Source organism: Pseudomonas sp. 10(2024) (assembly GCF_045164175.1).
Classification (GTDB): Bacteria; Pseudomonadota; Gammaproteobacteria; order Pseudomonadales; family Pseudomonadaceae; genus Aquipseudomonas; species Aquipseudomonas alloputida.
This window is the reverse complement of sequence record NZ_CP174006.1, coordinates 559,551-572,209: the sequence shown is the minus strand read 5'-3', so window position 1 is coordinate 572,209 and position 12,659 is coordinate 559,551. Positions and strand designations below refer to the sequence as shown.

The following is a 12,659-nucleotide window of genomic DNA, read 5'->3' as shown; positions in this document are numbered from 1 at the left end:
GCGCTCACCCTACCCAGTGATAAACGGGCGCATCCACGCCACTCTCCACCTTGACCTCACTGCTGTGCCGCAAGCGCACCAGCAGCCGCTTGCCCGCCGCCGTACTCCCTGCCAGCCCTTCCAGGCGGTCCAGCAATTCCGGCCCGCTCATCTGTCCTGCCAGACGCAACACATCACGCGCCGCAGCCCACTGAGCGTCATTTTGGCGCGGCCCGGCCACCGCAGCGGTCGCCGCAGCCTGGGCTGCCACCGGCACCTCGGTCTGTCGCCCCAGTTGCGCCCACTCTTCAGGCGTAAGCTCGATGGTCAGGTCCACCGGCCAGTCACCAATCTGTCCACGAATTCTCATGATGCATTCCTTGAACCCACGTCAATGCAGCCATGCTACCGCAACATGAAACATGCGCCACGTAGGCTGGCGGCGCGCCGAAACCTTGTTATAACATAACCCGATCTTTCAGCCCGCTCCGGAGTCGTCCATGCGTCGCCTGCTGCTCGCCCTGCCCTTCGCTCTGCTGCCACTGGCCGTGGCCCATGCCCACGATGAACATGACCATGATCATGACCACGCCCACGGCTCCCTCGGCGCCCACGAGCATGGCGTAGCCAAGCTCAACGCAGTGCTCGATGGCAATACCCTGGAACTGGAGCTGGACAGCCCGGCAATGAACCTGGTCGGCTTCGAGCATGCCGCCAGCAGCGATGCCGACAAGGCCAAAGTCGCCGCCGTGCGCCAGCAGCTTGAACAACCCCTGAAGCTGTTCGGCCTTTCTGCTGCCGCGGACTGCAAGGAAGAGCAGCAGGCGCTGGAAAGTCCTCTGTTCGGTGACGCAGCGAAGGCCGACGACGATGGTGACGAGCACGAACATGAGCACGACCATCAGCACAGCGACATCGGCGCCCACTATCAGCTGACTTGCGCCAACCCCGACAAACTCACACAGCTGGACCTGGCGCCGCTGTTCAAGGCCTTCCCCGCCACCCAGAAAATCAACGTGCAACTGATCGGCCCCAATGGCCAGAAAGGCGTGGAAACCACGCCAACCAAGGCAGCGGTCGCCTTCTGAATGAACCAGCCGTTGATCGATCTGCATGACCTGGTGTTCGCCTGGCCAGGTCACCCGCCGCTGCTGGATATTCCGGCATTGCGCCTGGACGCTGGTGAAGCACTGTTCCTCAAGGGCCCCAGCGGCAGTGGCAAGACGACCTTGCTGGGCCTGCTGGGCGGGGTGAACGTGCCGGGCCAGGGCCGCATCCAGTTGCTCGGTCAGGACCTCGGCAGCCTGAGCCAGGGCGCCCGCGACCGCTTTCGGGTCGATCACACAGGGTACATCTTTCAGCAGTTCAACCTGCTGCCGTTCCTCTCGGTACGTGAAAACGTCGAACTGCCCTGCCGCTTCTCGCGCAGCCGCAAGGCACGCGCCGAGCAGCGCCATGGTAGCGTTGACCAGGCAGCCAGCACGCTGCTGACCCACCTGGGCCTGGGCGACCCTGCCATGCTCGCCCGCCGCGCCGACAGCCTGTCGATCGGCCAGCAACAGCGGGTCGCCGCCGCCCGCGCACTGATCGGCCAGCCTGAACTGGTGATCGCCGACGAACCGACCTCGGCACTGGATGCGGACACGCGCGAAGCATTCATCCGCCTGCTGTTCGATGAGTGCCGTGCCGCCGGTGCCAGCCTGCTGTTCGTCAGCCACGACCAGAGCCTGGCGCCGCTGTTCGACCGCCACCTGTCGCTTGCCGAACTGAACCGCGCCGCCAAGCCCCGGGAGGCCTGATGTACCTGCTCCGCCTTGCCTTGGCCAGCCTGGCCAACCGCCGCTTCACTGCGTTTCTGACCGCCTTTGCCATTGCCCTGTCGGTGTGCCTGCTGCTGGCTGTTGAGCGGGTCCGTACCGAAGCCCGTGCCAGCTTCGCCAGCACCATCAGCGGCACCGACCTGATTGTCGGTGCACGCTCCGGCTCGGTGAACCTGCTGCTGTATTCGGTGTTCCGCATTGGCAACGCGACCAATAACATCCGCTGGGACAGCTTCCAGCACTATGCACAGGACCCACGGGTGAAGTGGGCAATCCCGATCTCGCTGGGCGACTCGCACCGCGGCTACAGAGTGATGGGCACCACCACGGATTACTTCAGCCATTACCAGTACGGCCGCCGCCAGCATCTGCAACTGAGCCAGGGGCGTGAGTTTGCCAACGACCCGTTCGAGGTAGTGCTCGGCGCCGAAGTGGCCGAGGCATTGCACTACAAGCTGGGTGACAAGCTGGTGCTGGCCCACGGCGTGGCCGCAATCAGTCTGGTCAAGCACGACGACAAGCCGTTTACCGTGGTCGGCGTACTCAAGCGCACCGGCACCCCCGTCGACCGCACCCTGCATATCAGCCTGGGCGGCATGGAGGCGATCCATATCGACTGGCACAACGGCGTACCCGCCCGTGGCGCCGGGCGCATCAGCGCCGAACAGGCCCGTACGATGGACCTGCAACCTGCCGCCATCACTGCGTTCATGCTTGGCCTGAACAGCAAGATCGCAACCTTCAGTTTGCAGCGAGAGATCAACGAGTACCGCAGCGAGCCATTGCTGGCGATCCTGCCGGGGGTCGCCCTGCAGGAACTGTGGAGCCTGATGGGCACTGCGGAACAGGCATTGTTCGTGGTGTCGCTATTCGTGGTGCTGACCGGTTTGATCGGCATGCTCACGGCGATTCTCACCAGCCTCAACGAACGCCGCCGGGAAATGGCGATCTTGCGTTCGGTCGGGGCCCGGCCTTGGCATATTGCGGGGTTGCTGGTACTGGAAGCACTGTCACTGGCCTCGGTCGGGATCGTGGCCGGGCTTGGCTTGCTATATGCGGGTATCGCCCTGGCACAGGGGTATGTGCAGGCCAACTATGGTTTGTATCTGCCACTGGCTCTGCCGAGTCCCCATGAATGGACCTTGCTGGCTATCATCCTGGGGGCCGCGTTGCTGATGGGCAGCGTGCCGGCGTGGCGGGCTTACCGGCAATCGCTGGCCGACGGCCTGTCCATACACCTCTGAGTGCGCGTAATGATCAAACACCTCACCGCCTGCTTCGCGGGCACGCCCGCTCCCACAGGGAGCCCCGCAGGCTTCGGAGCTTGTGCAGTACCTGTGGGAGCGGGCATGCCCGCGAAGAGGCCGGCAATGCACATGCTGCTGGCCTTGCTGTTGCTGGTAGCGATGCCTCTATGGGCCGCCGAACCCAAGGAGCTGGACTGGCCCGCACTGATCCCTGAAGGCGCCCCGGTCATCCCGCCACAACTGGCGCCGCTGCACGACATGTCACAGCTCAGCAACGCCCTGTCTGCCGAATCCGCACCTCCCGCGCGTCAGCAGGCGCCCGACGCGCCAGTGGTAAAAAGCCTCGACGGCCAACAGGTCAAACTTCCCGGTTACATCGTGCCACTGGAGGTCAGCGAAGAAGGCCGCACCACCGAATTCCTGCTGGTCCCTTACTATGGCGCGTGCATCCACGTGCCGCCGCCGCCGCCGAACCAGATCGTGCATATTTTCAGCGAGATGGGCGTGCGCGTCGAAGACCTCTACCAGCCCTACTGGATAGAGGGAAAGATGCAGGTTAAAGCTTCCAGCAGCGAGCTGGCCGACGCCGGCTACCAGATGGAAGCCGAGAAAATCTACGCTTATGAGCTGAGATGAGAACTGTTTCGAATTCGTGAAGACGCTTCGTTGAGCTGGGTCAAACTTTCCGTTTGACCAGCTCCGTACCATTGGACTACTCGATTAATAACGTCCTTTGGGAGCTTCCATGAACAAGTCCTTGCTGGGTGCCTCGCTTGTGGCCCTTGCGCTCGCCGCCCCTGCCGCCCACGCCTATCAGGCGGGGGACATGATCCTGCGCGCAGGCGCCATCACCACCGCCCCGAACGAGAGCAGCGGCGACCTCAAGTTCGACGGCAACAAGGTGTCGGGCACCAAGGCGACCCTGGACAGCGATACCCAGTTGGGCCTGACCTTTGCCTACATGCTCACCGACCACATCGGCCTGGAGCTGCTGGCAGCTACCCCGTTCAAGCACACCGTCGGCGTAAAAGGTCTGGGCGGCGGGCTGGACGGCAAGCTGGCGGACATCAAGCAACTGCCGCCAACGCTGTCGCTGCAGTACTACCCAATGGAGCCAAATTCGCGCTTCCAGCCGTACGCTGGCGTCGGTATCAACTACACCCTGTTCTTTGACGAAGACTTGAGCAGCGCACGCAAGGAACAAGGCTTCAGCAACCTCAAGCTGCAGGATTCGGTAGGTATCGCCGGCCAACTGGGCATGGACTACATGCTGACCGACAACCTGCTGGTAAACGCCTCGGTCTGGTACGTCGACATCGACACCAAGGCCAGCGTCAACGGCCCGACCGCCCTTGGCTACAGCAAGACCAAGGTCGACGTCGACGTCGACCCGTGGGTATACATGGTCGGCCTTGGCTACAAGTTCTGACCTGAACATTGCAGGGCGGCCTCGGCCGCCCTCGCGCGTTGCAGCCATAGCCAGTAGCACAGTGCGACGGCACTGATGCCCATGCCAAGCCCACACACCGCAACCCAGCCCCAGTGGGCAAACACCCAGCTCGCCAACACCGCCCCCATACCGCTGCCCAGCGAATAGCAACACATGTAGGCGCCGATCAAACGGCTAGCCATCGCACCACGCCCGGCCAGCAACAAGCTCTGGTTGGTGACATGCACTGCCTGCACGGCAAAGTCCAGCATCAGCACACCCAGCACGAAGGCCAGCAATGAATGTTCGACGAACGCTGTTGGCAGCCACGACAGCGTCAGCAGGGCCAACGACACTCCGGTCGTACGCTCACCGCGCCCAAGGTCAGCCAGACGACCAGCATGCGAAGCCGCCAGCGTGCCCGCCACACCTGCCAGGCCAAACAGGCCGATCTCGGTATGGCTCAGTGCCAGCGGCGCAGCACTGAGTGGCATGACCATGGCACTCCACAGCACGCTGAATGCGGCGAAGATCAACACACCGAATACGCCGCGCTGGCGCAGCAACCTGTCGTGCCGATACAAGCTGAACTGGGCCAAGATCAGCGCCCGGTAACCCGGCCGGCTCCCCATCGGCTGCCCGCCGGGCAGACTGCGCCACAGCACCAGCGCCAGCAACATCAACAGCCCTGCGGCGACCAGGTACACACTCCGCCAGCCGGCCAGGTCGGCCAGCCCGCCCGAAGCCAGCCGTGCCAGCAGAATGCCCAGCACCACACCACTGGTGACAGTGCCTACCGCCTGCCCTTGCTGGCCAGGTGAGGCAAGGCTCGCAGCATGAGCCACCATCACCTGCACCATGACTGCCATCAACCCGGTGATCGCCAGAGCCAGCAGCAATATTGCCCAGTTCGGCGCCATGCCAACGCCGACCAGCGCAAGCGCCGCGAACAGCAACTGGCCAAGCAACAAGCGTTTACGGTCGACCAAGTCCCCGAGCGGCACAATCAGTAGCAGCCCCAGGGCGTAGCCCGCCTGGGTCGCGCCGACTACCCAGCCAATCTGCTGCTGCGCCACTCCCAACTCAGCAGCCATCGACTCAAGCAGCGGTTGAGCGAAGTACACCGTCGCCACCGCCATTGCGCTGGTGGTGGCAAGCAACAGGGTTATCCAGCGTGTCAGCGAAGGAGTCATCGGGCAAATCCTCTGGGATCTGGTTTCAATTTGAAACCAGATACTGGCTATTTAGCAAATGTGGTTTTAATCTGCAACCAGATAATCAAGACAGGCTTGCCCCATGCTCGATGAAAACAATGCGCAGTGCCCCGTAGCCCGGGCTCTGGAGGTGCTGGGTGACCGTTGGGCGCTGATGATCCTGCGCGATGCCTTCGACGGCCTGCGGCGTTTCAGTGAATTTCAGAAGAACCTGGGGCTGGCGAAGAACATCCTCACCTCGCGGCTAAAGCTGTTGGTGGAAAGTGGGTTGCTGATGACACAGCCGGCGTCGGATGGCAGTGCCTATAAAGAATATGTGCTGACCGATAAAGGGCGGTCGGTGTTTCCAGTGGTGGTTGGTTTGAGGCAGTGGGGGGAGCGGTTTCTGTTCGAGGCGGGAGAAGCGCGTTCGGAACTGGTGGACGGCGTGACGGGGCAGGCGCTTGAAATATTGCAGGTCCGTGGCCAGGATGGGCGGGCCTTACATCCCGAAGATTGCCAGCGCAGAAGGGTGCGGCATGGGTGATGTCAGGGCTGCTGAGCAGCCCCGCGGGGCTCAGCCTTTACCTAGAAGCTTTGTCAGGCCTTCAACCATCGGCGTTACCTGCGCAAATTTGAACCGCGCCAACAACCGCTGGTTATCCGCTCGCGAATGGCGGATATCACCCGATCGCGCCGCCGCATAGCTGATCGCTGGCAAGCTCCCCACAACCTTCTCCAGCGCGGCCAGCAACTGGTTCAGTGAGGTCGCCTGGTTCAGCCCGATGTTCACCGCCCCCTCCTCGACCTGCGGCTGCTCCAGTGCCTGCACCATCACCTGCACCAGGTCGCCCACATAAAGGAAGTCCCGGGTCTGTTCGCCGTCACCGAACACTGTAATCGGCAAGCCCTGCACAGCACGCTCGCAGAAGATGCTGATCACCCCGGAATACGGTGAGGAAGGGTCCTGCCGTGGCCCGAAGATGTTGAAGAAGCGAAACACCACCGGCTCCAGACCATGCTGGCGACGGTAGAAGTCCAGGTACTGCTCACTGGCCAGCTTGTCCACGGCATAAGGGGTCAACGGCGCCTTGGGCGTGTCTTCGGAAATCGACTCCCCTTCACCATTGTTGCCGTACACCGCTGCGCTGGAGGCGAAGAGCACCCGGCGCACGCCATGCACGCGCATGGCTTCGCAAACGTTGAGGGTACCGATGAAGTTACTCTGGTGGGTACGCACCGGGTCTTCGACCGAGGCCTGAACCGACGCTACCGCTGCCAGATGCACCACAGCACGGCAGCCAGCCGCCGCCTGAGTGACCAGCCCTGCATCGGCAACATCACCTTCGATCAGTTCCAGCCGTGGGTGATCGACCTGCAGATTGCTTCGCCGGCCGGTGGAGAAGTCGTCGAGAATGCGTACGGCGTAGCCTTTGTCCAACAACGCATCGCACAGGTGGGAGCCAATGAAGCCGGCACCGCCGGTGATCAGGATGGGGGCGTCAGCCATGGCGGTAGAACCGGTCCAGTAGAGGTGGCAAGCCAGCGCGCCAGGCACGCGGCTTGATACCGAAGGTATGAAGGATTTTCTTGCAGGCCAGTACCGCGTGCTGTGGCTCTTCGCTGGCATCCGGGCGCGCGGCATGGGCCTGCGGCGTGGGGGCCTGAACGGCCAGCTGGCGGTATTGGCCGGCCTCGGCGAGGATCGCCTGGCCCAGCGCCAGCGGCGTGGTCGCCTCATTGCCAGCGTAATGGTAGGTGCCCCACAGCGGCGCATTGCAATCAAGTTGCTTGAGCACCGACAGGATCACTCGGGCAGCATCATCGACCGGCGTCGGGTTGCCACGTCGATCATCGGCCAGCAGCAGCTCCTGTGGTTGCTCGGCACGGGTCAGGAAGCGGCCCAATGCGCCATCGATGCTCTCGTCCAGCAACCAGCCAAAGCGCAGCAACACATGCTGCGGGCAGGCCGCACGCACGCTCTGCTCGATGCGCCATAGAGCCTGGCCACGCATGCCCAGCGGCACTGGCTCGTCCTTTTCGCTATAGGCCGTGGCCCGCGAACCATCGAACACACGGTAGCTGGATGGCTGCACCAAGGTGATCTGATGGTGCTGGCACAGCTCTGCCAACCGCTCCACCGCCCGCTCCTGTTGGGCCAGGCGCTGCTCGCTGACCGACTCGGCCTGGAACCAGTCGAAGTAGTAGGCCAGGTTGACCAGCGCGTCGGGGCGATGGTCATCGAGCAACTGAGTGAGGCTTGAGGGCGCCCAGCCGTTCTCGGGCGGGCGCGGTGCCAGGAATGCGATGTCCTCCTCGGCCCCAAGACGAATCAGCGCTTGCCCGAGGGCATTGCCACCACCCAACAGCATTAGGCGCATACGCATAGAGTCAGCAGATCCGGAGAGGTTGATGAGAAAAAAGAGTCATTTTGCGGTTTCCTGCCCGGGAAGTCCAACACCGGACCCATTCGATGCCACAGGGCGGGATTCCACAGTTTCACCGCTCAATACCGCCGCAGACAGAAATTTCCTACGACATACGAGGAATGGGCTGACTACCACGTCACGGCATAACTGCATTGAATAGTCGACTCCCCACTTGCCAGCCAGGGAGTTTCACACAAAAACGACAAGGAACGTTCAATGCCTCATTCGGAAGCTGCCTACCTGGATTTCTACCCAGAGCAAAGCCAGGCCATAACCTTTGCAAGCCAAACCCTTGCTGATTTGGGTGGACCGGAGGCTAAAGGAGTAGCACTTCAGGCTCGTATATTCGCCGATCAACTCGAGAAAGGTGCTCGCTGAAGACCCGCTGCTGGTACGTGGTTGAGCACAGGAAAATACTCCATGATCGAAATCGACTTGACGTTTGTTCTGCTACTCGCACTGGTTGCACTGATGGCCGGCTTTTTTGATGCTATCGCCGGCGGCGGTGGCCTTATCACGCTCCCGGTGTTGTTTATTGCCGGTGTAGAACCCTTGGCAGCTATTGCCACTAACAAGTTCCAGGCAGCTTCGGCTACGGTTTCGGCTACGTGCGCCTTCGCCCGCAAAGGCATGATCGACTGGAGACGAGGCAGTCCCATGGCTGTCATGGCGTTTATCGGTGGGGCGCTGGGGGCCTTGTCGATAACTTATGTCCCCAAAAGCGTTTTGCAGGCGTGCGTCCCACCACTGCTGATCCTGATCGCCGCCTACTTTGCCTTCAGTCCAAAGCCGAATGAACAAGCGCGCAAGGCAAAGGTATCGACTAGCCTATTCTGCGTGACGGCTGCACCAATCATTGGCTTTTATGACGGCATCTTCGGCCCCGGAGTCGGCTCGTTCTTCATGCTGGCCTGCGTGGTCCTCTTGGGCCAGCACCTCATTCAAGCCGTATGCACCAGCAAGCTTTTGAACGCAGCCTGTAACCTAGGCGCACTATCCGTCTTTTCTCTCAGCGGGGCGATCATCTGGCCGCTGGCGTTGGCAATGGCGCTCGCCGCCTTTCTGGGCGCACAATTGGGGGCTCGCTGCGCAGTTCGCTTCGGCTCTCGCCTCATAAAACCGCTGCTGGTCAGCGTCTGCTGCATCATGGCACTCAAACTGCTGCTCGATACCGGCAACCCGCTCGGCGAATGGCTCAACCAGTTCTTCTAGAGAGCACCATGCACATTCAAATGGCTTCCCCGCAGCGCGTGAAGTGGCAGTTTGACGAGCCCGCCCCGGGCAAAGAACTGTTCATCAATGAAGTCTTTGGAAACTACCAGCAACAGGCGCGATTGCTGGTACCTGATATCGAGCGCGCAGCTCCCGCATTCGTCTTGGGGGGCGCGCGTTCCGACTTTACCCGGCTCAACCCCCTGCTTTATCGCCTGCAAGCCGCGGGCATTGGTTCACTCACTGGCAATCTGTCAGGTCACAGCCTCGCCAGCGAGCCAGGCGCAATGGCGCCGTCACTGGCTACGAACCTTGATGAAGCACAGCGTTTCCACGCGCATATCGCGCCTCGATGCCGAACGCTCATAGGCCACAGCCTTGGCGCGGCAATTACGCTTAAGCTTGCAGCACAGTTGCCACAAGTGGACAGCATCGTACTGATCTGCCCTGCAGTTTATCCAGACGATGCCCACCAGGCGCCGTTCGGCCCGGCATTCACTGCCGCCATCAACAAGCCTTTCGGTTTTCTGGAGAGCGATAGCTACACCTTCCTCAACCAGTTTCGAGGAAGAGTATTGATGGTGATCGGCGAGTACGACGGGCTCAACTCCCAGCGATTCGGCAAAGGCCCCGGCACCAGCGCTGGCAACCTGTGGCTTGCCGGCACTGAACGCTATAGCCCGATTCCTGAAGAAGTTAACCTCGCCTTGATGCGAGCAGTTCCAGCGTCGCGTTTGCAATGCCTGTTTCTTACCGACTGCGACCATGGCATCGCGGCACATTTGCGCAGTACTCCGGCAATAGCGGACCAGGTTGCCGACACGGTCGCAACGTTCATCCTCGACAATGCTTAAGGCGTTTAGCATTACTCGATCTCGAACAGACCATTGCGCAATGGCGCCACGCTCAATCGCTCACGCACATCGTCATCTATGCGCGGATCATCCGGCCGGTACAGTTTCACCTGCCGGTACGCATTGATGCGATTGATCTCCTCGCCCAGGTATTCCCACACCACCCGGGTACAGGCCGGGTTGCGCCGGTCGCCGCTGGATACGCCGGCCTTCAGGCCATTCAGCCGGGTAATGCGGCTTTTGAAGCTAGGGATGAGGATGGTCTGGCTCATTTCGTTGAACGTCAGCGACTCGTAGTCGATGAGGAACATCCGGTCCTGCAGCTGGAACGCCGCCCCCAGGTAGCGGCAGCGTACCTCGGCATGCTGATCGGTGGCGCTGGAGCGCTCCTGCCGTTCCTGGCGCTCGAACAGAAAACGGCCGCGTTCTTCCCACAGGTGCACCAGCGACACGAGGATCGTGCCCGGCACCGACATGCAGTTGGAGTACTCGAAGTAGTAACCGCAATAGCGCGAAAGGTTGCCGCCATGTTCGTGCAACGGGCGGAACAACTCGCTGATCGGGTCACTGGGCTGCTGGGGCTGGGGCGATACCCGCGCACCGATCAGACGGGCGAACTGCTCGGCGGGCAGGTTCAGTTCGTAATCCTCGACACCGAAGAAGTCGCCGATACGCTTCAGGTTGAAAGCCGTCGGACGGCTTTGCCCGCTCAGGTACTTGTTGAACTGCGCGCGATTGATCGACAGCTGGCGGCAAACTTCGGAAATAGAGCGGTAATGGCTGCAGGCAAGTTTGAGGTTTGTAGCGAAGTGATCGCTCATACGCGGAGTCCAGGTGACGCTAATGACGCCATTGTAGCATCAAGTCGCATCAATTCAGAGCAATCCGCGAAATTGTAACCACTCTTGTCATAGCCAACCATGCGCCCCAACGAATAGCGGTGCGCCTGCCGTCCGCTGGTCTTTCCACACGAAGAATAAGAATCGAGGTCATTTTCCAATGCTCGAAGTAATCAACGATTTCCTTTCGGGGAAACTCCTCATCGTGCTGATCGTAGGGCTGGGTAGCTACTTCACCATCCGCTCCCGGTTCGTCCAGTTCCGCCACTTCACCCATATGTTCAGCGTGTTCAAGGAATCGCTGCGTGGCCAGGCAGGCCAGCTGAGCTCCTTCCAGGCCCTGATGCTGAGCCTGGCCGGCCGCGTGGGCGCCGGCAACATCGCCGGTGTCGGTATCGCAGTGACCCTGGGCGGCCCAGGTGCCGTGTTCTGGATGTGGGTCACCGCACTGGTGGGCATGTCCAGCAGCTTCTTCGAATGCACCCTGGCCCAGGTGTACAAGCGCGCTGATGGCGACGGCCTGTACCGTGGCGGCCCGGCCTACTACATCCAGCACGGGCTGAAGCGCAAGAGCATGGCCATCGTGTTCTCGATCTTGCTGCTGGTCACCTACGGCTTCGCCTTCATCGGCCTGCAGTCGTACACCGTCACCCACTCGCTGCAGAATGCCTTTGCCTTCGACCCAAGCCACACCGGTATTGTCCTGGCCGTGCTGCTGGCCATCACCTTCATCGGCGGCATCAAGCGCATCGCGGCGGTGTCGGACCTGCTGGTACCCGTCAAGACTCTGGCCTACATCGGCGTGACCCTGTACGTGATCGGCACCCAGATCGAACACGTGCCAGCCATGCTGGAAACCATCTTCAAGAGCGCCTTCGGTCTCGACCCGGCGTTTGCCGGCCTGCTCGGCAGCGCCATCGTCATGGGCGTGAAACGTGGCGTGTTCGCCAACGAAGCAGGCCTGGGCAGTGCACCGAACGTCGCTGCCGTGGCTGCCGTGAAACACCCGGGCGCGCAGGGCGTGGTCCAGGCTTTCAGCGTGTTCCTCGACACCTTCTTGATCTGCACCTGCACCGCACTGCTGATCCTGCTTTCGGGCTTCTACACCCCGGGCTTCGAGGGCGACGGCATTGTCCTGACCCAGAACTCGCTGGCCGCCGTAGTCGGTGACTGGGGTCGCGTGTTCGTCAGCGTGGCGCTGTCGCTGTTTGTCTTTACCTGCATCCTCTACAACTACTACCTCGGCGAGAACAGCCTGCAGTTCCTCAGCCGTAACCGCGTAGTGTTGATGGTGTTCCGTGGCCTGGTACTGGCACTGGTCGTGTGGGGTTCGATGCAAGACCTGTCGACCGTGTTCGCCTTCGCCGACATCACCATGACCTGCCTGGCCTTCGTCAACCTGGTGGCCCTGGCCCTGCTGTTCAAGGTCGGCCTGCGAGTCATGCGCGACTATGACGACCAGCGCAAGGCCGGTGTAAAGCAGCCTGTGTTCGACTCGTCCAAGTTTGCCGACCTGGACCTGGACCGCAATGCCTGGCCTGCCAATCCGCAGGTGGAAACAGCCACTGACAAAGCAGTCGGCCAAGTTCAGACGCAGCGCTGATATCCTCCCCTGCCCAGCCGCCCCTTCCGCGGGCGGCTTTTCTTTCTCCGCTCA

The 12,659-nt window shown here is 61.6% G+C and carries 15 protein-coding genes; 10 read left to right on the top strand and 5 right to left on the bottom strand.

What is annotated here, in order from left to right; translation table 11 throughout:
- Positions 1–4: 4 nt before the first annotated feature.
- Positions 5–349 carry a hypothetical protein gene (locus tag ACI7M0_RS02540; RefSeq protein WP_129932203.1) on the bottom strand — a complete coding sequence of 115 codons (345 nt, stop codon included), beginning with the start codon at positions 347–349 and terminating at the stop codon, positions 5–7.
- 130 nt (positions 350–479) lie between these two features.
- On the opposite strand from ACI7M0_RS02540, the gene ACI7M0_RS02535 reads away from it, so the two are divergent.
- The 5 genes from ACI7M0_RS02535 (at position 480) to ACI7M0_RS02515 (ending at position 4,475) form a co-directional block, all read left to right on the top strand.
- A complete protein-coding gene (locus ACI7M0_RS02535; RefSeq protein ID WP_129932202.1) occupies positions 480–1,067 on the top strand; it encodes a DUF2796 domain-containing protein in 588 nt (195 codons plus the stop codon).
- Positions 1,068–1,778: an ABC transporter ATP-binding protein gene (locus ACI7M0_RS02530; RefSeq protein ID WP_129932201.1), complete on the top strand. Its 711-nt coding sequence runs from the start codon at positions 1,068–1,070 to the stop codon at positions 1,776–1,778.
- The gene (locus tag ACI7M0_RS02525) at positions 1,778–3,043 is read left to right on the top strand and encodes an ABC transporter permease (RefSeq protein ID WP_129932200.1); all 1,266 of its coding nucleotides are present in this window, start codon (positions 1,778–1,780) and stop codon (positions 3,041–3,043) included. The genes ACI7M0_RS02530 and ACI7M0_RS02525 overlap by 1 nt, the downstream gene beginning before the upstream one ends.
- A gap of 126 nt (positions 3,044–3,169) precedes the next feature.
- The gene (locus ACI7M0_RS02520; protein WP_020191397.1) at positions 3,170–3,682 is read left to right on the top strand and encodes a DUF3299 domain-containing protein; all 513 of its coding nucleotides are present in this window, start codon (positions 3,170–3,172) and stop codon (positions 3,680–3,682) included.
- 109 nt (positions 3,683–3,791) lie between these two features.
- Positions 3,792–4,475, top strand: coding sequence for an OmpW family protein (locus ACI7M0_RS02515; RefSeq protein WP_010951793.1), 684 nt, complete (start codon positions 3,792–3,794; stop codon positions 4,473–4,475).
- Here the strand turns inward: ACI7M0_RS02515 and ACI7M0_RS02510 are convergent.
- Complete coding sequence (locus ACI7M0_RS02510) at positions 4,463–5,668, bottom strand: MFS transporter (RefSeq protein ID WP_129932199.1); 1,206 nt, start codon at positions 5,666–5,668, stop codon at positions 4,463–4,465. The genes ACI7M0_RS02515 and ACI7M0_RS02510 overlap by 13 nt on opposite strands.
- A gap of 103 nt (positions 5,669–5,771) precedes the next feature.
- On the opposite strand from ACI7M0_RS02510, the gene ACI7M0_RS02505 reads away from it, so the two are divergent.
- A complete protein-coding gene (locus tag ACI7M0_RS02505) occupies positions 5,772–6,215 on the top strand; it encodes a helix-turn-helix domain-containing protein (protein WP_129932198.1) in 444 nt (147 codons plus the stop codon).
- Positions 6,216–6,245: 30 nt separating this feature from the next.
- Here the strand turns inward: ACI7M0_RS02505 and ACI7M0_RS02500 are convergent, their stop codons facing one another.
- Both ACI7M0_RS02500 and ACI7M0_RS02495 read right to left on the bottom strand, forming a co-directional pair.
- Positions 6,246–7,178 (bottom strand): NAD-dependent epimerase/dehydratase family protein, encoded by a 933-nt coding sequence (locus tag ACI7M0_RS02500; RefSeq protein ID WP_003255418.1) that lies wholly within the window; start codon positions 7,176–7,178, stop codon positions 6,246–6,248.
- Positions 7,171–8,055, bottom strand: coding sequence for a sugar nucleotide-binding protein (locus ACI7M0_RS02495; protein WP_019439170.1), 885 nt, complete (start codon positions 8,053–8,055; stop codon positions 7,171–7,173). Before ACI7M0_RS02495 ends, ACI7M0_RS02500 begins: the two co-directional genes overlap by 8 nt.
- A gap of 258 nt (positions 8,056–8,313) precedes the next feature.
- Between ACI7M0_RS02495 and ACI7M0_RS02490 the strand changes: the two genes are divergently transcribed.
- Genes ACI7M0_RS02490 through ACI7M0_RS02480 form a run of 3 tightly spaced genes read left to right on the top strand, consistent with a single transcriptional unit; the run spans position 8,314 to position 10,163 of the window.
- Positions 8,314–8,475 (top strand): hypothetical protein, encoded by a 162-nt coding sequence (locus ACI7M0_RS02490; protein WP_155741836.1) that lies wholly within the window; start codon positions 8,314–8,316, stop codon positions 8,473–8,475.
- A 42-nt stretch (positions 8,476–8,517) separates the two neighbouring features.
- Positions 8,518–9,309 carry a TSUP family transporter gene (locus ACI7M0_RS02485; RefSeq protein WP_014755162.1) on the top strand — a complete coding sequence of 264 codons (792 nt, stop codon included), beginning with the start codon at positions 8,518–8,520 and terminating at the stop codon, positions 9,307–9,309.
- Between the two features lie 8 nt (positions 9,310–9,317).
- Positions 9,318–10,163 carry an alpha/beta hydrolase gene (locus ACI7M0_RS02480; RefSeq protein ID WP_129932197.1) on the top strand — a complete coding sequence of 282 codons (846 nt, stop codon included), beginning with the start codon at positions 9,318–9,320 and terminating at the stop codon, positions 10,161–10,163.
- Between the two features lie 11 nt (positions 10,164–10,174).
- Here the strand turns inward: ACI7M0_RS02480 and ACI7M0_RS02475 are convergent, their stop codons facing one another.
- Entirely contained in the window at positions 10,175–10,984 is an 810-nt protein-coding gene (locus ACI7M0_RS02475) for a helix-turn-helix transcriptional regulator (protein ID WP_020191391.1), read from the bottom strand.
- Positions 10,985–11,162: 178 nt separating this feature from the next.
- Here ACI7M0_RS02475 and ACI7M0_RS02470 point away from each other — a divergent pair, with 178 nt between their 5' ends.
- A complete protein-coding gene (locus ACI7M0_RS02470; RefSeq protein WP_129932196.1) occupies positions 11,163–12,605 on the top strand; it encodes a sodium:alanine symporter family protein in 1,443 nt (480 codons plus the stop codon).
- Positions 12,606–12,659 lie beyond the last annotated feature (54 nt).